We start from the raw sequence: 19,141 nt of genomic DNA on the forward strand, positions 1-19,141 counted from the left end.
AACCGTTAACGAAAACTAGCAATGGATTAATTATCATTTAAAAAATTCAATGCTGAACGAACGAAATAATTTACACCCTTAACCAAAGATTCTTCCTTCACATCAAATTTCGGATGATGATGCGGATAATTTTCGGCTGGGTTGTCGCTTCCAGCACCTAGGAATACAAAACATCCCGGAGCTTCAGCTGAAAATGCGGAGAAATCTTCCCCTCCCATGATCCCATTTGCAATGACTCGATTGCTTTCTCCGAATGTTTCCACAAGGGTTTGCTCCACCAATTTGGTGATATTTTCTTCATTAATAACCGGTGCGTAACCCAGCATATAATTTAGTTCATAGGAAGCGTCATGGGCTTCAGTGATCCCTTTAGCGATTTTTTCAATCCAGACAGGAATCTGTTTACGTAATTCCGGATCAAAAGTGCGGACAGTTCCGCCAAGACTTACACGGTCAGGAATAATATTATTGGCTGTTCCGCCATTGAATTTGGTAACTGAAATGACAGCACGCTTGGCCGCATCCACCTTTCGTGAAATGATTTGGTTGATTCCATTAATAATTTGAACACCGATAGCGATTGGATCAATCGTTGCATCTGGTGCAGAGCCATGTCCGCCCTTGCCTTGAATATCAATATCAAATGCATCAGTTGCTGCAGTGACTGGTCCATAACAAACAGTAAAGATCCCTGAAGGAATTTGCGAAGCAAGGTGAACGCCGATGACTCCATCAATCCCTTCTGTAACGCCGGCCTTCACCATTTCCGATGCGCCGCCAGGGAACAATTCCTCCGCATGCTGGAAGAAAAAGCGGATTTCCCCTTCAATTTCATCCTTTAATTGGGACAGAACCTTTGCCGCTCCTAAAAGCATGGCAGTATGTCCATCATGACCGCAGGCATGCATCACACCCTCATTTTTGGAGGCAAATGGCAGCTCTGTTTCTTCTTGAATTGGAAGCGCGTCCATGTCGGCACGTAAAGCAACAACTTTACCAGGCTTAGCACCAACAATCCGTCCTAATACGCTTGTCGGTGTTGGACGGGATAACTCAATATTGCCAAAGGACTCCAGTTTCTCAAATACATACTTGGATGTTTCTACTTCTTGAAATGAAAGTTCAGGATTTTCATGGAGATGCCTGCGCCACTCCACAACCTCTTTTTCGACTGCTTCTACTAATTTCTGAAGATCAAGCGTTTTCTCGACCATAACTAAAGCCTCCCTAAAATTCTTTTATTCAAGATAATTTTAGAGAAAAAGTGCATTGAAATACAACAAAAATATAGAATATTCTAATAACGGTCAATATAAGAGTATTTTCTGAATCAAAGAAACCTTTTTCTTCCACTTATTTCTCTTTTCAATAAGAAAACATCCAGGCTTATTTCATGCTTGGATGCTGATATCAAGATATGGAGACTTAAGTACGAAATTTCTTTCTTGACTTATAGACCGCTCTTTTAATTTCCTTCTCCAGGTTCTGGAATAAATTTTCAATCACTTTGATTGCTGCGCCATTAAGTAACCGATCTGGAGTCACTTCCATAGTTCCTGTTATCACTACATCTGCTTTAATAGTTAATTTGCAAGCGCCTTGCCAATCTCTAAGAAATAAATTAGACAGCACCTGAATATTTCCAAGTTTGCTTTTTGCGTTTATTTTCAGACGGTAAAATGATGGACTTTTCTCTTCCAAGCGTAGTATGTCGATCGTAAATACATCGTTGATTGGACCAATCTTGATATCAATTTCACCTCGGTAGACACCACTTGAAGTTTCAATAAAAGACTTGCAGTTAGGAATCGAGTTTTTTAGGACTGTTTCATCTTTCAACCATTTCCATACTAAATTTCTTGGCAAACCAACGGCATGACTGTACTCAATCTTCAACCTTATCCCCCCATTGGGCATCAGTATTAGAACTCTATGTCAATCATTGTATTCATTGGTTACCGGTCATGTTAATGATGGATTGTGGCGAATGGCCATTCATGAAAATTTCTAAATACGTAAAAATTCCAAGCCAATATAGGCTTGGAAATTTTTTTGTTATTCATTCGGTAGTTTTCTCCTGGACCAAACAACAACAGGGATGAGCAGCAAAGATAAAATGCCCCCTACTAGTGAAAGAATCGTGTAACTTGTCTGCGCAACCATCATTCCGGAAAGAACCCCGCCTGAAACACCGGCAAGAGCAACCAAAACATCTAAGGTCCCCTGTGTCTTAGCACGCGTCGATACATCCGTTGCATCGACGATTAGCGCAGTACCGCATATCAACCCAAAGTTCCAGCCAAGCCCTAGCAGCGCAAGTGCAATCATAAGGACGAGCATTGAATCGGAAGGTGCAAAGGCAGCAAGGACACCTGCCGTAAGCAATGTGGCACCTGCAACAATGGACATTGCCGTGCGGCCAATTTTATCAGCAAGTATTCCGGTCCCCAAAGATGGAAGATACATGGCGCCGATATAAATACTAATAATTAATCCCACTTCACTCAAACCGTGTCCGTGATCTCTCATATGAACAGGTGTCATGGTCATAATGGCGACCATAACAAGCTGAGTCAGAACCATGAGGGCTGCGCCGACTACCAGTTCCCGCTTATTCTTAAGCTGTGTATCATGAGTCTGTTTTGGCAGGTTTTCCGTACTATTTGATTCAGACAGAATTATTGCAACCTTGAGAGGATCGGGATGCAGGAACACTAATAGTACTAAACCGGCCAGTAGAAAAGCGGCAGCACCTAAAATAAACGGACCGGCTAAAGGCGGAACCCCAACTGAGATTGCGAACCGGCCCATTACATCAATCAGATTCGGCCCGGCCATAGCCCCGAAAGTCGTCGCTAACATGGTGATACTAATCGCGGTTGCCCGCTGTGCAGGACCAGCGAGATCGGTACCAGCATAACGGGTTTGCAGATTGGCTGCGGTTCCGGCACCATAGATTAATAGTGATGCAAACAGGAGAAAAATAGAATTCAAGACAGCAGCAGTCACCACTCCGATGGCACCGATACCCCCGGCCAAAAATCCTGCAACTAGGCCAAAGCGGCGGCCGAAACGCTGTGATAATCTTCCTATTAGGAGCGCCGCACCAGCGGAACCAAGTGTTAACAATGCAACAGGAATCCCAGCATACCGGTCAGTTCCCAGCATATTTTTTGCAAGAAGTGCACCGACAGTTACACCGGCGGCAAGCCCAGCTCCGCCGAACATCTGTGAAATAACCACAATACCCAATGTACGTTTATATAAACGTTTTTGCATTTCTGGGGAATCTATGTAACTATGTAAATCACCTACTTGGATTTCCAAAGTTTTGGCGTTATCGTTTGCCTTTGGTTCAATCACCTTCCCCACCTCCTATTTTTTGGGTATTGTTAAACCTTTTCACAAAAGATTGTTTGTCTTCCTTCTTGTTCATTTTCTTCAAAAAAGTGTATCTTCCAATTCCCGAATTCGGTTAACAATTCTTTTGGCGCCAATTTAAATTGAGTGGAAACAGTTCGGTTTATCGTCTTTGGTGATTGATAGTAGGTCTCCATAAAGAAAAAGCCATTCTTTTTTACTACGCTTTTGACAAAAGGAAATAAGGTTCGGTCAAGATAATAGGTAATGACAACAAGGTCAGCTGAACAGTTCTCAATTTGAAGCTGATTCAAATCTGTTAGATCGCAGACGCGCGGAGTGATATTAAAATGATTTTTGGCAGTTTGCTCCCGGAGGAAGCCAATGGCTACCTCTGATAAATCCAGTGCCTCTACTTGGTAGTTTAATTGCGCGAGATATAAACTGTTTCCTCCAAGTCCACAAGCGAGGTCAAGTGCAGTCCCGCCATGAAGAAACGGTGATAGGGCTTTTAATCTGGGATTCGGAACAGGCTCCTTTAACCCATTTAAACGCTCATTATATTTGGCGTTCCATTTTGATTTCTCGTCCATATTCTTTCCACCACAACAATCTGTAATAAGTTACTAAATTCTACCATACAAATGTACCACTAAAAAGAGGACTTTATGAAAAAAGTGGCCTATACTTTTGGATTAATTTTCAGATAAGTCTGACTAGATTTTTACAATATCTACTTTACAATGTAAAATAATTATTAAATAGGTATCTTAATAGGTTTGCAACAAGTAGTTTATCCCCACAAATGAAAGGAGTAATTAGGATGAGTGAACAATTTAAAGCGTTCGTAGTGGATAAGACGGAGGAATCTTTCACGGCAGGAATTAAAGATTTAACGTTAGCCGCGCTGCCTGAAGCAGATGTATTAATCAAAGTGGCGTATTCCAGCATCAATTACAAAGACGGGTTAGCTAGTATCCCTGCTGGGAAGATCGTGCGTTCTTACCCGTTTATTCCAGGGATTGATTTGGCCGGGGTTGTAGTTTCATCTCAAGATCCCCGTTTCCAAGCAGGTGATAAAGTCATTGCCACTAGCTATGAAATCGGGGTTTCTCATTATGGCGGGTTTAGTGAATATGCCCGTATTCCTGGCGATTGGATTGTTCCGCTGCCTGAGAATCTTTCACTGAAAGAAGCAATGGTTTTGGGTACGGCCGGTTTTACCGCCGCTCTTTCTGTCCAAAGGCTGGAAGAAAACGGCGTTACCCCTGAAAAGGGAAAGGTTTTGGTAACTGGAGCAACCGGCGGTGTTGGAAGTATTGCCGTTTCGATGCTGGCAAAACGTGGCTACGAGGTTGTTGCGAGCACTGGTAAAGCTAGTGAACATGACTTTTTACATAAGCTGGGGGCGGCTGAAGTTATCTCCCGAGAAGAGGTTTATAACGGAAAAATTAAGGTATTGGATAAACAGCTTTGGGCTGGTGCGATTGACCCTGTCGGCGGCGAATCCCTTGCAGCAGTTCTAAGTAAGATTCATTATGGCGGATCTGTTGCAGTGAGCGGGTTAACTGGGGGAGGTAACGTGCCGGCCACTGTCTTCCCATTTATTCTACGCGGGGTGAACCTGCTTGGAATCGATTCGGTTTATTGCCCAATGGAGGTCCGGGCGCAGCTTTGGAGGCGAATGGCTGACGATTTAAAACCGTCGGAGCTGCTGGACTCAATTGCTGTTGAAATTTCACTGGAAGATTTACCGCAAACATTGCCGATTATTTTAAAGGGGCAGGCTAAAGGAAGATTTGTGGTAAGGATTTAAGTTCTATTATTAACAAAAGGACACTTTGCTCGTTCATTTAGTGCAAAGTGTCCTTTTTGTCTTTCATAAGGACATTACTCTATTATTCTTTAACAGAATTATTCTTATAAGCTTTTCATCGGAAGATTCGGTCAATATCTTGAATCTCTTGATTTGTAAGTCGCACATCCAGAGATTTTAGATTATGAAGCACTTGGTCAGCATTCTTGGCTCCTGGAATAATCACATCAATTCCTTCACGAGTCAAATACCAAGCAAGAACGATGTGGGCAACTTCCGCACCTTTTGCAATAGCAATTTTCCTGACCTGCTCGATTCTTGCCAAGTTTTGCTCATACACTTCTTTCTGGAATTGCGGCCTTTTTTGATTCTTTTCACTAATCACTGAATTTATATTATATTTTCCCGTTAAAAATCCGGAGGCAAGCGGGTAGAAAGGAACAAAGGAAATATGATTTTCAATTGTGTAAGGGAATAACTCTGTTTCTGCTTCTCTGCTTAATAAGTTATAACCCCCTTGATACACGTCTACATAGCCATCTTTATTCGCTTCCTTTAACTGCTCGAGGGAAAAATTAGAGACCCCAATCGCCCTGATTTTCCCTTCATCCTTTAGCTGCTTCAAGGCCCCGACCGCTTCGTCCTTAGGTGTATCTTGATCAGGAAAATGGATGTAGAACAAATCTATGTAATCCGTTTGAAGACGCTGCAGACTCTCCTCCACAGATTGCTTTAAAAAGGCCGGAGAATTATCTAGCACCACTTCATTCCCAACAAATTTATGAGCCGCTTTCGTGGCAATGACAATCTGTGAGCGATTTCCACTTTCTTTGACTACTTCCCCGACGATTTCTTCAGACCGTTTTGGACCATAGATAAACGCAGTATCCAAAAAGTTAATTCCCTGTTCCAATCCTGCTCGTACTAAACCCCTTCCTGCTTCCTCATCCAGGTTGGGAAATAGATTATGTCCGCCCACAGCATTGGTACCTAAACCAATCGGATTCACATATAAATCTGTTTTTCCAATTCTAGTTTGCTTATCCATGTACTATTCATCTCCTTAATTTTACTATTTTGCGAGGTTCCTAATTTCCTTCAAACCAACGTCGAGCGTTATCAACCATCATATTGGTAACCTGCTCTTCGGTTACACCGTTTTTCTTCAATTCTGGAATCACTTCTTCCAACACAAAACTCATGCTCCAACTTGGGAATGCCTTCGCTGATGTTCCGTCAGGATACCAATCATACGAACAACAATAATCCTGTGACAGGAACATGCGGTCAGAGTACCCTAACTTCGCCAGGGCTATCACGGTATCATTGCGCGATTCGTTTGAACACACTCTTGTTATGCCATAACGGTCCATACCTATGAATGGCCCCCGCTCCAATACCTGCAGGATGTACTCCAGATTGTCAGTATCTCCCGTATGTCCGATCAATATCCGTTTAGGATCGACCCCCTCTTCTTGAAGAATATCAAGTTGGTTTAAGCCTGTTCCGCTTGCCGGGTGGGAATGAGTCATAATCGGTACTCCGGTCATTTTGTGGGCCCGTGCCACAGCGCGGATCACTTTTTCGACATCCTTGGTAACCCCTTGTGCGTCTGTCGCACATTTTAAAAAGCCGGCCTTGATCGATGTATTTTGAATACCAACTTCAATATCTCTAACAAATAAGTCTGCCATATAATCAATGCTTCGATTTTGAAAGTGAGGCGGTATGTAATGATACGAATAAATTCCTGTTGCTGCGATAATTTTTACTCCTGTTTCACGGGCCACTCTCTCAATAAAGCGGATATCCCGGCCGAGTTCCATCACCGTTGGATCGCAAATGGTTTTAACACCAAGTTCCTTCACTTTATTTACCTGCTCTACTGCTTTGGCAAATTCCTTTTCCTCGTCATATAAGTGGGGAAATTGCACAAACACAGCTTCCGAACGCACACGCATATGCTCATGAATCAGTGTAACTCCAAGCTCTGCGGAATCAATTTGTCCTGTTACAGTATTTATTAATGTCATAGCATAGTCTCCTTCTTTATTTTTCCAGTAATTTATCCAGACTTTCTTGTACTTTTGGTCTTGATGAAGTGAATTCTTCTAATTCCGTTTTGAAGGTACCATGAATCCGATTGATCATCCCTGCTACTCCAACAGTAGTACAAAGGACAAGTATTTGCCTTGGGGTAAAGTGTTCTCTGAGTCTGGCATATAATTCATCCTCAATCCGAACCTCCGTGGCTAGCTTCTCCGTATATTCAAGGACTAGCTTTTCTTTTTCGGTATATACGGTACTTTCCTTCCAGTGACGGAGGTGTTCTACTTTTTCTTTAGACAGTCCAATGCCCCGACCGAGCATGATATGGGTCGGTACTCAGTAATGGCATTTGTATAAAGTAGAGGTATAAAGATAAGCAAGTTCGGTCAGTTGAATATCCACCTCACCGGACCGGTAAACACCAAAAATAAGATCCGAGATTCCTTCCAATACCTTAGGCTGATTGGCTAACACCTTGAAAACATTCATCACATGGCCGCCGGACGCATCCTGAATGAAATCTAATGAATCTTGGACTTCGGGACTTGCCTGGTCATACTCTATCAATCCAATACGTTCCATCATCTACCAACTTTCTATTCCTACTTTATTGATAGTTTATAATTTTCCGATAATAATTGCAAAGCCAGGGTATTTCCTGGCTTTGATAATAACGTTCTTAACCCTTTCACTAGTCGACTATTTTATTTTAGCAATCAACTTTTTCAGCAGAGCTGATAACTCCAAGCATCAAGTATCTTTCTATTTCCTCCATGGAATAACCTAACTCCGCCAGAACTTCAACGGAGTGTTCGCCTATTTCTGGTGGAGGTGAAAACCTCTCTGCGTTGGTATCATTGATTTTAATCGGAACACCCGTAACAAATACAGCATCACCCTGTTCACCCATATTCATTTTCCGGACCATATTTCTGTCCTTAATTTGCGGATCGTTAATGATGTCCATTAATGTGTTAACCGGACCGCACGCAATTCCAGCTTTTTGCAGAAGCTGAAAAATTTCCTCTTTTGTATACTGGATGGTCCATTCTGAAACCATCTTTTCCAATACATCCCGATTCTCCATTCGTCCCTCCTTGCTACTAAAGGGAGAATTACTATTTAGCCATTCATTTTTACCTATGATTCGGCAAAGCTTTTCCCACATATGCTGAGCGGCAGGTGCAATAAAGATATAACCATCCCTCGTTGGATACGTATTACAAAATGCCAGAGGATCCCGATTGCCAATCCGCTTGGGCTCTATACCCTTTAACATGACTTGGGAAAAATGGTATCCAAGTAAGGAAAGCATTCCATCGAGCATGCTTACATCAACATATTTTCCTTTACCGGTACGTTCCTTGTGCACCAAAGCCAGCATCGCACCCATCGCTGCTTGCAATCCTGAGAGATGGTCGGCTATATAGAAGCCGACATTGGTAGGAGGTCCGTCCGGATGTCCAGTAAGCCCTGCTAATCCACTCATAGCTTGAATGGTTCCATCGTATGCCCCATATTCACTATAAGGCCCTGTTAGGCCAAAACCTGTAATATGGACCATGCTTATTTTGGGGTTAATTTCCGAAATAGTTTGATAGTCTATTCCTAAACGCTCAGGTACACCGGCACCATAGTTAGTCACTAAAAGGTCCGCTGTTTTTACAAGCCTATGAATGATTTCTCTGCCTTTTTCAGACTTCAAATCGATAGAAAGTCCGCGTTTATTACGGTTTTGAGCTGCAAAATAAAGGCTTGTTTCCTCATGGAAAGGGCCAGCCATCCTGCCAACTTCTCCTTCTATCCGCTCTATTTTTATGACATCAGCACCATGGTCGCTAAGGATTTGACTGCAGTATGGCCCTGAAATGTAATGCGTAAAATCTAAAACCCGAATTCCCGATAGAATTGACACAGCGGTCACCTCTTTTTAATATTTTTAAAAAATATAGAATAGGTAAATTCCAACACTCATTATTTTTATAATTTGCTTTTTGAAAAAATTTTTTATAAAAATGGTATATTGAACATAGTAACCTTAAAAAGAGAGGAAATATCATATGAAATGTTTTTCGATTGACCTAGATGGAACGTTATTAAACTCCAAACATGAAATATCAGATGAAAGTTTCAAGGTACTAAAGGAGTTACGGGAACAAGGGCATCAGATTATCTTTAACACAGGCCGAGCTTTTGATGATGTGATTAAATATGATCATGTGCAAAAAATAGCAGCTCCCATTTTTACTATTAATGGAACTATTCTTTACTCTGAAAAAAGAGATGTCCTATACGAAGCATCTTTATCGGTTTCCATCTATAAAGAACTCATGCAAATTTTAAAAGAAATTGGCATGTGGATTATGGTATATACCAATAAAGGTGGTTTTCCATGTCGATATCCAGCGCTTCAAGATAAAGATCCTGAAGAAATTGCTGATATTTTCCATCATTATGATTACGATCAAATCCTTGAACAGGATGATATTAAAATTTACAAAATTATGGTTGTCGCACCCGGGAATCAACTCGAAAAGATTGACCAAGTCAAACAAGCAATCGAGGGGAAATTTGCAGTCTCCATGGCTTCTTCTTACGTTCACGTAGTTGAAATTACCTCTATTGAGGCAAATAAAGGAGAAGCCCTGCGACGATACCAACAATTAATGAATGTCCAGTTTGATGAAATTTTTGCGTTTGGTGACGGTGGAAATGATATCTCCCAATTTAAAGCTGCAACTACTTCCGTCGCAATGGCCAATGCCCCCTTATATGTACAGCAGGAGGCGGATCTCATCTCTAAGACAAATGATGAAGACGGATTTGCCTATGCAGTCCGGCACTTGTTAAATATCTAGCTTTTCTTCACAATAAGGCACCACGGCTCATTTCCTTTTAGAGTCAGCATAAGTACTAAACAAATTCGGGGCGTGTCTTTCACGCCCCTCCTTAACTTCTTGATCAAAACTTTAAATTAGGACGAGTTATTTTTAGTTAAATATTATTTAATACGCTCAAAAAAGGAAGAGGCGGAAAAGATTTAGAATCAGCTATTAAATCAATAACCACAGATCCTTCTGTGGCAAAGGCTTCCTTCAAAGTTTCTTCGATTTTTTCTGGTGAACTCACTCGAATACCTTTTACTCCACATGCTTCTGCCACTTTGGCATGGTCAACAGCAGTCAGGTCACAAGCGGATGTATTTCTTCCCCAGCGGGCCTGCTCAGCCCATTTTTGATAGGCCAGAACTTCATTGTTTATGACAGCTACCACCACATCTATTCCGTGCCGTTTACATGTTTCCAGTTCACTCCATACATGCGCAAAGCCTCCATCTCCTGATAGACAAAAGACCTTTCGATTTGGTTGTGCCACCTTGGCACCCATTGCCATCGGAAGCCCCCAGCCAAGACCTGCAATTCCCCGTGGAAAAATAAATTTTCGATTTCCTTTTGCCTTGACATAATTGGCCAGCCAAACAGACGAGAAGCTTGCATCTGCCACAATAATATGATCATCTGTTAATTGTTTTTCAAGTTCGGCTAGAAATCTTTCAACTCGAATCGGCGATTGGTCTGAGTTTTGGATTTTTTCTGCTTCCTTAGTATGAGCTTTTCTCGCATTGGCAATGGCGTCTACCAGACTAGAACGCTGTTTATCTCTTTTTTCGAGATTCTTGCGTAAAAGGGCGTTTTTTAATGCTTCCAATGTTAATTTTGCATCTCCAGCTAATCTTAAAGATTCATAGTTGCGGCCAATTTCCATTGGATCAATATCAATATGAATAAATTTTGCATCTTTAGAAAAAAGTTTCCAAGAATCGGTTCCATTTTGGTTAGTACGATTTCCCACCAATAAAATGACGTCGGCCTCTTCAACCACTTGTCTCAAGAATTTTGTTGCGCCGCCTTTGCCCATGTAGTAGCCAATCGGCCCGATGGTTAACGGATGTTCTTCATCCACTGAGCCTTTTCCCATCGTCGTTGTGGCGACAGGGATAGAACATTCATCTTGAATTTGGCGAAGTTCATGGATAGCCCCCGATGAAATGACACCTCCGCCTGCATAAATAAATGGACGTTCTGCATTTGCCAGCAGTTCAGCCGCCTCTTCGATTCGGGCCGGGTCTGCAATCGTCCGGTCCAAAGGGTAAGTAGACAGGCAAGCCTTTCTTTCGATTTGTACATCGTTTTTCTTCGTGTCGAAGGAAATATCTTTTGGGATAAGCAAAACGGCGGGTCCTGGCCTACCGCTCGCAGCAGCGGTAAACGCCATGTCCACGTAATCTTCGATTCTAGCTTCTAATGGAACTTTTTTAACCCATTTGGCCACACCGGAAAAAAGCTTTACATGATCAAGTTCCTGGAAGGAGTTTTTTTCCTCTTCAGTCATTGGCACTTCATCAACTATCGCCACCACTGGATGGGAAGCTTTTAAACATTCTGCCAGGCCGGGAACCAATAAGGTGGCAGCAGGTCCATTCTGTGCCGCCACCACAGCAACGGTTCCAGAACACATGGCGTAGGCTTGTGCCATATAGGAACCGGCATTTTCCTGCCTGAATCCGATTTGTTTAATACCAAGATCGGAACAGGCCAGCATGATAGTTTGTGGATTACTTTGCCCAAAAATATACTTAACACCATGGCGTTTTAATGCTAAAGCAAACTTTTGTGCATTTGTTAATTTCTGAGTTAAAACATCAGTTTCCTTATTTGTTTCTGTAATATTGGCCATTTGCTATTCCCTCCTCAATCTACCTTTAAAACAATCTTTCCAGTATTTCGATTCTCCGCCATATACTGATGAGCTGAAGCGACATCTTTCCAATCAAAAACTTGATCGATGATGGGAGCCAGTTTTCCTGTACTAAATTTTCCACTTGAAAATTCTTCAAACTGACGGGTTAAATCAATTTTAAATGCTTTGGTCCTGGACCTAAGCGTTGACCCGATAAATTGGATCCTCTTCTGAAGGAATGGGCCTAAATGCGCTGAAGTCAATGCCTGTCCGCCTAATGTCCCAATTAAAATCCATCTCCCATCGATTCCAATTGACTTTACATTTGCTTCCCAATAGGAAGCACCTATGAAGTCCATAATGAGCTGGACTCCTTTTCCATTCGTGATTTCATGGACTTTTTCCGAAAAGTCCTCTTCCTTATAATTAACGGTATAGTTTGCGCCGAGAGATAAACAGCGGTCTAATTTTTCTGCGGAGCCAGCAGTCACGATACTTACCGCACCTATTTCCCTTGCAATCTGGATAGCTGCTGTTCCAACACCGCTGGCGCCAGCATGAATCAGCACATGATCTCCCGCTTTTAAATCCCCTAATACAACCATGTTTAAATAGGCGGTCAGAAAGGCTTCCGGAATCGCTGCCGCTTCCTCAAACGTCATCTTGGCTGGTATTCTCATCCCCATATCTGCCGGAATGACCACCTTTTCTGCATAGCCGCCGCCCGGTAATAGGGCATAAACCCGGTCACCTTCCTTCCAGCCTGTTACACCTTGGCCCACTTTCTCAACCACACCAGCCATCTCCAAACCAATAATGGCAGATTCACCAGGAGGCGCCGGATATAATCCTTTTCGCTGGAGCAAATCTGCTCGGTTAATGGCTGTTGCTTTTACTTTTACCAGTAAGTCACCCTCATTTGGGATTGGATCATTAACGTCTCCGATATACAAATCATGATTTTTGTCGTTTACTAGAACAGCTTTCATCTCATCATTACCTCTCTTTCATTTAAGTTTCTCTGGGGGTAAATAAAACTTTCGGGCCGCCATTGTTTAGGCATTCCTCAAAACCTTCTTTAAAATCCTTAAGTTCCAAGTGTTTTTTTACAATTAAGAGGGCTTTGGATTGCAATTTTTCCATAAATTTAATGGCTGTCTGCCAATCTTCCTTAATGGCGGCGATACTGCCAGTCACCTTTAATTCTTTATATGCGATGTCCATAAAAGAGACATTTGTTCGTTTCGATGATGTACCAATCTGGACAAATTGCCCTTTTGGACGCAGGAGGGAAAGTCCTAAATTAACACCGTTTTCATTCCCGGAGCATTCGAATACGATATCAATGATCATATTTTTCTCTTTAAGCAGACATGACAAATCCCTTGATATGACTGTGATATCCACGCCCATTTGCGATGCGATTTCGAGGCGGTCTGTGTCCGCCGTTGTTCCACATACTATAACTGTTGCCCCGAATTGTTTCGCTGTTAAGGCGGTAAGCAGTCCAATCGTGCCCGGTCCAATGATTAATACACTATCAGTTGGCTTTATGTCAGCCTTATAAACACCTCTTACTGCTACCGTCAGCGGTTCAATTAACGCACCTGCATCATCTGAGATCGTATCCGGCACGATATAAATCTGCTGTTCATGAAGTTTGACAAACTGGGCAAATACTCCATTGTAATCAAAACCAATCCGCTTTCGATTGAGGCATAGGTTAAATTCTCCACTGTTACAGTAGGTACATTCTTGACAGCTGCTGTATGTAGGCTGGGCCACAATCCGGTCTCCTATCCCTGCTTTACTGACCTTTTCTCCTATTGCGACCACTTCTCCGATAAATTCGTGGCCGAGAATGACTGGTGGTGCTTTAGGATCATGGTGATAATTTCCCGTATATAGCTTCAAATCCGTTCCACAAATTCCTGCCCTCTTTACTTTGGCTAATATTTGATACTCCCCTATTTCCGGAACGTCGATCTCATCTAAGGCAACCTGCCCATTTTTTAACACAATGCATTCCAATTCGAATTTTCCCCCTCAAAAGCGTGGTTACTTTTATTGAAAAAGCCCTCAGCAGAGGGCTTTTTCACCTAGTATTCTGCGTATCTATCAAATTTACAAACTTACCTAGGAATAATCGGCAGTAAGATATGGGATGGATATTCATCATTATGAAATACTTTTTGGGAAGCGGTTATGAACTCCTTGCTATCAATTCCAGATTCACCCGTGTTCGTATTCCGGTCAAAACGCGGGAAATTACTGCTGGAAATCTCCACTCTCATCTGGTGCCCTTTTTTAAATAAATTGCTGGTTGAAAGTAAGTCGATTTCATAGCGGTACACTTCATTTGGCGTGATGAGAGAAGGCGGCTGATTTTTTTCTCTGTATTTGGCACGGATAATCCCGTCCGCTATATTAAACGCTTTCCCATCTGGATGGACATCGACCAGTTTAGCGGTAAAGTCCGTATCCACTGCGGAGCTTGATGCAAATACTACCACTTTTACCGGACCGGTTACCTCAATGTCCTCCTCTAAAACCTCACTCGTATAGACTAAAATATCTTCCCGCGCTTCTAAATGCTGCTGGTTAATTGGACCGCGCAAATAATTCGCCGGCATTAATAGGTTACCTCCAAGCGTTGGCACTGGATTGGCTGGGTCATAAACATAACTATCGTTTGTTTCCTCCAGCGGTGGTGCTGCGGATAGAATACCATCACCATCTTTCGTATTGGCTATGCCATTACTATGGAAATAGTAAGGTGTATAAACAGTTCGTTTGAGCGGCCATTCCTGCTCACCGCGCCATTTATTTTCGCCCATGACAAATAGTTTGACGGGCGGTTCTTCCGTAATACCGTTTTCGATTCCTTTTAACCAATAGTCAAACCATTTTAATTGCAGGCTTGTTAAATCCGTTTTCAATTCAAGCAGCAGGCTGGATGTGCTCATTCCAAAATTGAGATCCCCTACTATTGGGGCAAATCCTGCGTGAGCCCATGGGCCAATCATAAGCTTCGTATTCTTCTTTTCTTTTAATTTTTCATAATGCTCGAGGTCCTGACCTAATAAAAGATCGTACCAGCCAGCAATTCCAAAAATAGGCACTTCAATATTATCTGACTTTTCCCTAACACTGATTTCCTGATGGTATTCGTCTCTTAAATCATGATTCAAAATATCATGAACGAATGCAGCATAGCCTTCCCCAAGTTTGAGCCATTCACTGTCTCGGATGGGCAATTGGGAATAGGCAGCTTCTTCTATATGATCAATGGAATCGAGAAGTGTCATAAATTCTTTTAAAAAGTCCGCTTTTCCTTGTTTGGCCTTAATGACTGCATTCGGGCCAATCGTTGACATACTCCAAGAGACTAGTAAACCAAGTTCCAGCGCGCCGCCGCGATACATATATACATCGGTTCCCCAGGTGATTGGGAAAATCGCTTTTAAGCTAGGGGGCTTCATGCTGGCAGCCTGGAATTGAGTCATCCCCATATACGACAGGCCATACATGCCGACATTTCCATCTGAGTATGGCAAGGAGGCCGCCCACTCTACCGAATCATATCCGTCGTTATATTCATTTTTATAAATATAAAAAGGAGCGCCCTCTGATTCAAAGCGGCCGCGCACATCTTGAATGATGACAACATACCCTTTGTGGGCAGCAGCAATTGGGTCAAGTACCATCGTGGTCAGGGGAATAAATTCCTTATTATAAGGTGTTCGTTGTAACAGAACGGGATATTTTCCTTCTCCATCTGGTCGAAAAACCTCAGCATACAAGGTGGTACCATCTCTCATAACAGCCGGGACATTCTTTTCGTGAATGATTTTACTCAACAAAATCCCTCCTTTTTGAATCAGACGCATTGATCTATGTTTATTTGCGGATAAGGGGCATCCACTTGCGGATAACCCATTTTTATTTGCGAAAGCCCACTTCACTTGCGGATAACCTAATTTTACTTGCGCATAGGCACTTTTTACTTGCGCATAAGCCTACTTTACTTGCGATACCGGCTCCAAATAAGTTTGGAATGCCTTTTCAAAGGTATGGCACGCCTCTAAAACGAGCTTATCAGCAAATCTGTTTCCTGCCACCTGCAATCCGACAGGCAATCCGCTGCTAGTCAACCCAACTGGCAAGGAGGCCGCAGGGTGTCCGGTCATGTTATAGATTTGCGTCAGCATCCAATCCGTGGAAGGGTTTACACTTTTTCCGTTAATCAAGGACGGACCTGGTAAGTGGTGTTCAAACGCTGCTGTCGCAAGAACAGGTGAAAGCAATAAATCATACTTGTTTAATACATCTTGTATCTTTTTCCATACAATCGTTCGTTTAAGTTCGATAGCTTTATAGTCAATAGCACTTAACTTTCTTCCAATTGCAATCATTTTGGCCATTCCATCGGAGAAGTTTTCCGGATCTTTATCGAAAAATTCGCCGTAGCTGGCAGCAAATTTCACGCACCACATTCCGGAGAAGGCACGGGCTAGTTCCTTTAAGCTTACACCTAGATCAAGATCAATCTCTTCCACTTCACAGCCAAGATCTGCATAATGCCCAACCGCTTTGTCTATTACTTCGGCAACATCGTGCGAAATTTCATACAGACCGAAGTTACGGGTATAGGCAATCTTTAAGCCCTTCAAATCCCTGTTAAGGTCCGTGAAATCGTCACCTGAATCCGGAATAGAATTTGGATTATTCACATCATATCCGGCCATAACCGAAAGCAGTAACGCTGCATCTTCCGCAGTCCTTGCCATTGGTCCATTATGTAAATACGGATGTTCGGAACCAAATAAATTGAGACGATCCTCATGAGGAACCAGACCAAAGGTTGGCTTTAACCCGAAAATGCCCGTGAGTGCTGCCGGAATGCGAATCGATCCGCCTCCATCGCTTCCTTCGGCGAACGGTGCGAGTTTAGCAGCTACAGCTGCAGCAGAACCTCCGCTTGATCCCCCTGGAGTTAACCTTTCATCCCAAGGATTTTTCGTCACACCAAACAATGGGTTATCTGTAACCCCTTTATGGCCGAATTCCGGTGTGTTTGTTTTTCCGAGCACGATCCCGCCCTCCGCCTTAATTCTTTGTAAAAAAATAGGGTCATAATCGGGAACATAATCTTTAAAAAGCGGCGATCCATATGTAGTTAAAATCCCTTTTGTCGGGGTTAAATCCTTAATGGCAATCGGAATTCCATGAAGTTTACCAAGATTTTCACCCTTCATCACGGATTCTTCGGCATTCTTTGCTTCTTCAAGTGCCTGCTCATTGATGGTCACATATGCATTCCATTTGGAGTTTTGAGTTTCAATACGGTTCAAAAATCCTTTGACAACATCGACTGGTGACAGTTCCTTTTGTTTAATCAACTTTCCTAACTCGGTCGCGGTTAAATCTGTAATGGACACGCCATTCACTCCTTTTTGGATAAGTCTTCCTTTCTATTATACTTGAATTTATCGTCAATTTTAATTATTTTCTGAATATTTGTTTAAAAAAAGCGCAAGGAACACGAAACCTGTTCCTTGCGCCTTAATTTTTATTTAACAATTTTGTTCAATAACTTTTCGATTTTTCCAATTAATTGTCCCTTCACAGCGGGATCCAATTCCACCTCAGCCATCGTTTCTTTCAAATTATTGATCCACTTTTCTGCCCGATCAGGAGCGATGTGGAAGGGATGCCGATCCTTAACCTGATTCTCATGCTCGTCAGATGTTTCTTCAGACACGAGACGATTGATAAAAACTCTTTGACGGTTCTTTAACTGCTCAACATTCACGTTTCTCTCTTTAAACATGGAGATGTAGTACTCGTCCTTCATCAGCTTATCATAAAAACGGTCCACCAACTCGTTGACTTTTTCCTGGTCCAAAATTTGAGACATGACAATACCTCTTTTCAATATACTAGCAGTAATTTCTACCACCATTATAGTGTAAACCAAACCGCAAAACTGTGACATAAATCACAAATAATGGGATAGTTCTATCTGCTTTGTTGAATCGTTTTGGCAGTTACTTCTTTCCCTCCCCCCTAACTCTCCCCGAATCAGGACAAGAAAATTAATGATTTGCCGAAAATCATTCTTATTTTTTTCCTAATCATAAAAAAATCACCTAGCTTGCCCTAGTTCATCTGTGTAGGTCACGCTTTTAAAATAATACATATATGTAATTTACACCTAAGTGTGTTAAAAAATAAAACTTGATGATATAATGAATTACAACTAAACATTATGGATGTTTTTACCATAAAAATATAGGAAATAAAGGTTTTATTAAAACCCTTAGGAGGAATGAACTTTGAGTAAGGTAGAAAAAAGTTGCTCCGAAATTCCTTATTTGCGTCTTGGTGCCGGTGATCCATTAGTTCTTATTCACGGACTTGGTGAAGTGAAGGAAGGTTGGTCAGATCAATTCGAATTAGCCGATCAGTTTGACTTAATTATTCCAGATTTACGTGGACATGGTGAGTATCAGTCTCCTGGTGAAATATCCATTTATAATTTTGCTTCCGATGTCATCGCATTATTAAAAAGCCTTGGAATTGAAAGCGCACACATTTGCGGTTTATCAATGGGCGGAATGGTGGCACAGGAAATTTATCGTCAAGCTCCTGGTATGTGCCGCTCCTTGCTGCTAGTAAGTACATTCCATTATGCCCCAAAACAGTTTGGAAAATTATTTATAAAATTCCGTCGTGCCCTAACAGAGAATAAATCAGTGGACGGTATGAAAGAAACTGCCGCAAAGATTTGTTTATATTCTTGGTCAAAAGAAAACTTGGAAAAGTTTTACCAATATTATCAACCAAATAAAAAATACTATATCCAATCAGCGGAAGCATGTTTGAAAGTAAATTATTTAAGATTACTTTCAAACATAACCGTACCTACCCTTATAATCGGCGGACAATATGATTCAGTCATTCCAGTTTGGGTGCAGTACTTAATGCATAAGCAAATTGGTCATTCCGAGTTTGTTATATTCAGAAATACGGGTCATGTTGCCAAGCTTGAGGCAAAGGATGCTTTTAACAAAGTCCTTCGTAACTTCTTAAATAAACATAAAACGGCAAGCTAACCTCCCACCCATTATAACTGATTCCATATTAAAAGCCCTTCTCAACCAAGAGGGGCTT

Annotated in this window: 18 protein-coding genes; 3 read left to right on the forward strand and 15 right to left on the reverse strand. The window is 41.9% G+C overall.

From position 1 onward, the window contains the following. Positions 1–26 precede the first annotated feature (26 nt). From ACZ5AE_RS14350 to ACZ5AE_RS14365, 4 genes are all read right to left on the reverse strand, one after another. Positions 27–1,214, reverse strand: a complete 1,188-nt coding sequence (locus tag ACZ5AE_RS14350) for an amidohydrolase (RefSeq protein WP_464573399.1) — start codon at positions 1,212–1,214, stop codon at positions 27–29. 211 nt (positions 1,215–1,425) lie between these two features. After that, on the reverse strand, positions 1,426–1,896 hold the full coding sequence (locus ACZ5AE_RS14355; protein WP_464573401.1) for a CoxG family protein: 471 nt from the start codon (positions 1,894–1,896) through the stop codon (positions 1,426–1,428). A gap of 159 nt (positions 1,897–2,055) precedes the next feature. Beyond that, the gene (locus tag ACZ5AE_RS14360; RefSeq protein ID WP_464573634.1) at positions 2,056–3,279 is read right to left on the reverse strand and encodes an MFS transporter; all 1,224 of its coding nucleotides are present in this window, start codon (positions 3,277–3,279) and stop codon (positions 2,056–2,058) included. A gap of 113 nt (positions 3,280–3,392) precedes the next feature. Continuing rightward, on the reverse strand, positions 3,393–3,953 hold the full coding sequence (locus ACZ5AE_RS14365) for a class I SAM-dependent methyltransferase (protein WP_464573403.1): 561 nt from the start codon (positions 3,951–3,953) through the stop codon (positions 3,393–3,395). 230 nt (positions 3,954–4,183) lie between these two features. Between ACZ5AE_RS14365 and ACZ5AE_RS14370 the strand changes: the two genes are divergently transcribed. Beyond that, positions 4,184–5,176, forward strand: coding sequence for an NADPH:quinone oxidoreductase family protein (locus ACZ5AE_RS14370; protein ID WP_464573405.1), 993 nt, complete (start codon positions 4,184–4,186; stop codon positions 5,174–5,176). A gap of 115 nt (positions 5,177–5,291) precedes the next feature. On the opposite strand, the gene ACZ5AE_RS14375 is transcribed toward ACZ5AE_RS14370, so the two are convergent. The 5 genes from ACZ5AE_RS14375 to ACZ5AE_RS14395 form a co-directional block, all read right to left on the reverse strand. Next, the gene (locus tag ACZ5AE_RS14375) at positions 5,292–6,224 is read right to left on the reverse strand and encodes an aldo/keto reductase (protein WP_464573407.1); all 933 of its coding nucleotides are present in this window, start codon (positions 6,222–6,224) and stop codon (positions 5,292–5,294) included. Positions 6,225–6,264: 40 nt separating this feature from the next. Then, the gene (locus ACZ5AE_RS14380; RefSeq protein WP_464573409.1) at positions 6,265–7,209 is read right to left on the reverse strand and encodes a phosphotriesterase family protein; all 945 of its coding nucleotides are present in this window, start codon (positions 7,207–7,209) and stop codon (positions 6,265–6,267) included. A gap of 16 nt (positions 7,210–7,225) precedes the next feature. After that, the gene (locus tag ACZ5AE_RS14385; protein WP_464573411.1) at positions 7,226–7,546 is read right to left on the reverse strand and encodes a carboxymuconolactone decarboxylase family protein; all 321 of its coding nucleotides are present in this window, start codon (positions 7,544–7,546) and stop codon (positions 7,226–7,228) included. 15 nt (positions 7,547–7,561) lie between these two features. Beyond that, a complete protein-coding gene (locus ACZ5AE_RS14390) occupies positions 7,562–7,810 on the reverse strand; it encodes a hypothetical protein (RefSeq protein ID WP_464573413.1) in 249 nt (82 codons plus the stop codon). A 124-nt stretch (positions 7,811–7,934) separates the two neighbouring features. After that, the gene (locus ACZ5AE_RS14395; protein ID WP_464573415.1) at positions 7,935–9,140 is read right to left on the reverse strand and encodes a CaiB/BaiF CoA transferase family protein; all 1,206 of its coding nucleotides are present in this window, start codon (positions 9,138–9,140) and stop codon (positions 7,935–7,937) included. Positions 9,141–9,285: 145 nt separating this feature from the next. On the opposite strand from ACZ5AE_RS14395, the gene ACZ5AE_RS14400 reads away from it, so the two are divergent. Continuing rightward, a complete protein-coding gene (locus ACZ5AE_RS14400; RefSeq protein WP_464573417.1) occupies positions 9,286–10,083 on the forward strand; it encodes a Cof-type HAD-IIB family hydrolase in 798 nt (265 codons plus the stop codon). Between the two features lie 136 nt (positions 10,084–10,219). Here the strand turns inward: ACZ5AE_RS14400 and ACZ5AE_RS14405 are convergent, their stop codons facing one another. From ACZ5AE_RS14405 to ACZ5AE_RS14430, 6 genes are all read right to left on the reverse strand, one after another. Further along, on the reverse strand, positions 10,220–11,962 hold the full coding sequence (locus ACZ5AE_RS14405; RefSeq protein WP_464573419.1) for an acetolactate synthase catalytic subunit: 1,743 nt from the start codon (positions 11,960–11,962) through the stop codon (positions 10,220–10,222). A 14-nt stretch (positions 11,963–11,976) separates the two neighbouring features. After that, positions 11,977–12,954: an NAD(P)H-quinone oxidoreductase gene (locus tag ACZ5AE_RS14410; protein WP_464573421.1), complete on the reverse strand. Its 978-nt coding sequence runs from the start codon at positions 12,952–12,954 to the stop codon at positions 11,977–11,979. 22 nt (positions 12,955–12,976) lie between these two features. Continuing rightward, entirely contained in the window at positions 12,977–13,996 is a 1,020-nt protein-coding gene (locus tag ACZ5AE_RS14415; protein ID WP_464573423.1) for a zinc-dependent alcohol dehydrogenase, read from the reverse strand. A gap of 101 nt (positions 13,997–14,097) precedes the next feature. Further along, positions 14,098–15,825 (reverse strand): CocE/NonD family hydrolase, encoded by a 1,728-nt coding sequence (locus ACZ5AE_RS14420; protein ID WP_464573425.1) that lies wholly within the window; start codon positions 15,823–15,825, stop codon positions 14,098–14,100. Between the two features lie 159 nt (positions 15,826–15,984). Continuing rightward, positions 15,985–17,406 (reverse strand): amidase, encoded by a 1,422-nt coding sequence (locus ACZ5AE_RS14425; RefSeq protein WP_464573427.1) that lies wholly within the window; start codon positions 17,404–17,406, stop codon positions 15,985–15,987. Positions 17,407–17,537: 131 nt separating this feature from the next. Further along, positions 17,538–17,885 (reverse strand): truncated hemoglobin, encoded by a 348-nt coding sequence (locus tag ACZ5AE_RS14430; RefSeq protein WP_464573429.1) that lies wholly within the window; start codon positions 17,883–17,885, stop codon positions 17,538–17,540. A gap of 418 nt (positions 17,886–18,303) precedes the next feature. Here ACZ5AE_RS14430 and ACZ5AE_RS14435 point away from each other — a divergent pair, with 418 nt between their 5' ends. Next, entirely contained in the window at positions 18,304–19,083 is a 780-nt protein-coding gene (locus ACZ5AE_RS14435) for an alpha/beta fold hydrolase (protein ID WP_464573431.1), read from the forward strand. The last annotated feature ends 58 nt before the right edge of the window (positions 19,084–19,141 follow it).

The organism is Neobacillus sp. S1227, from assembly GCF_055385255.1.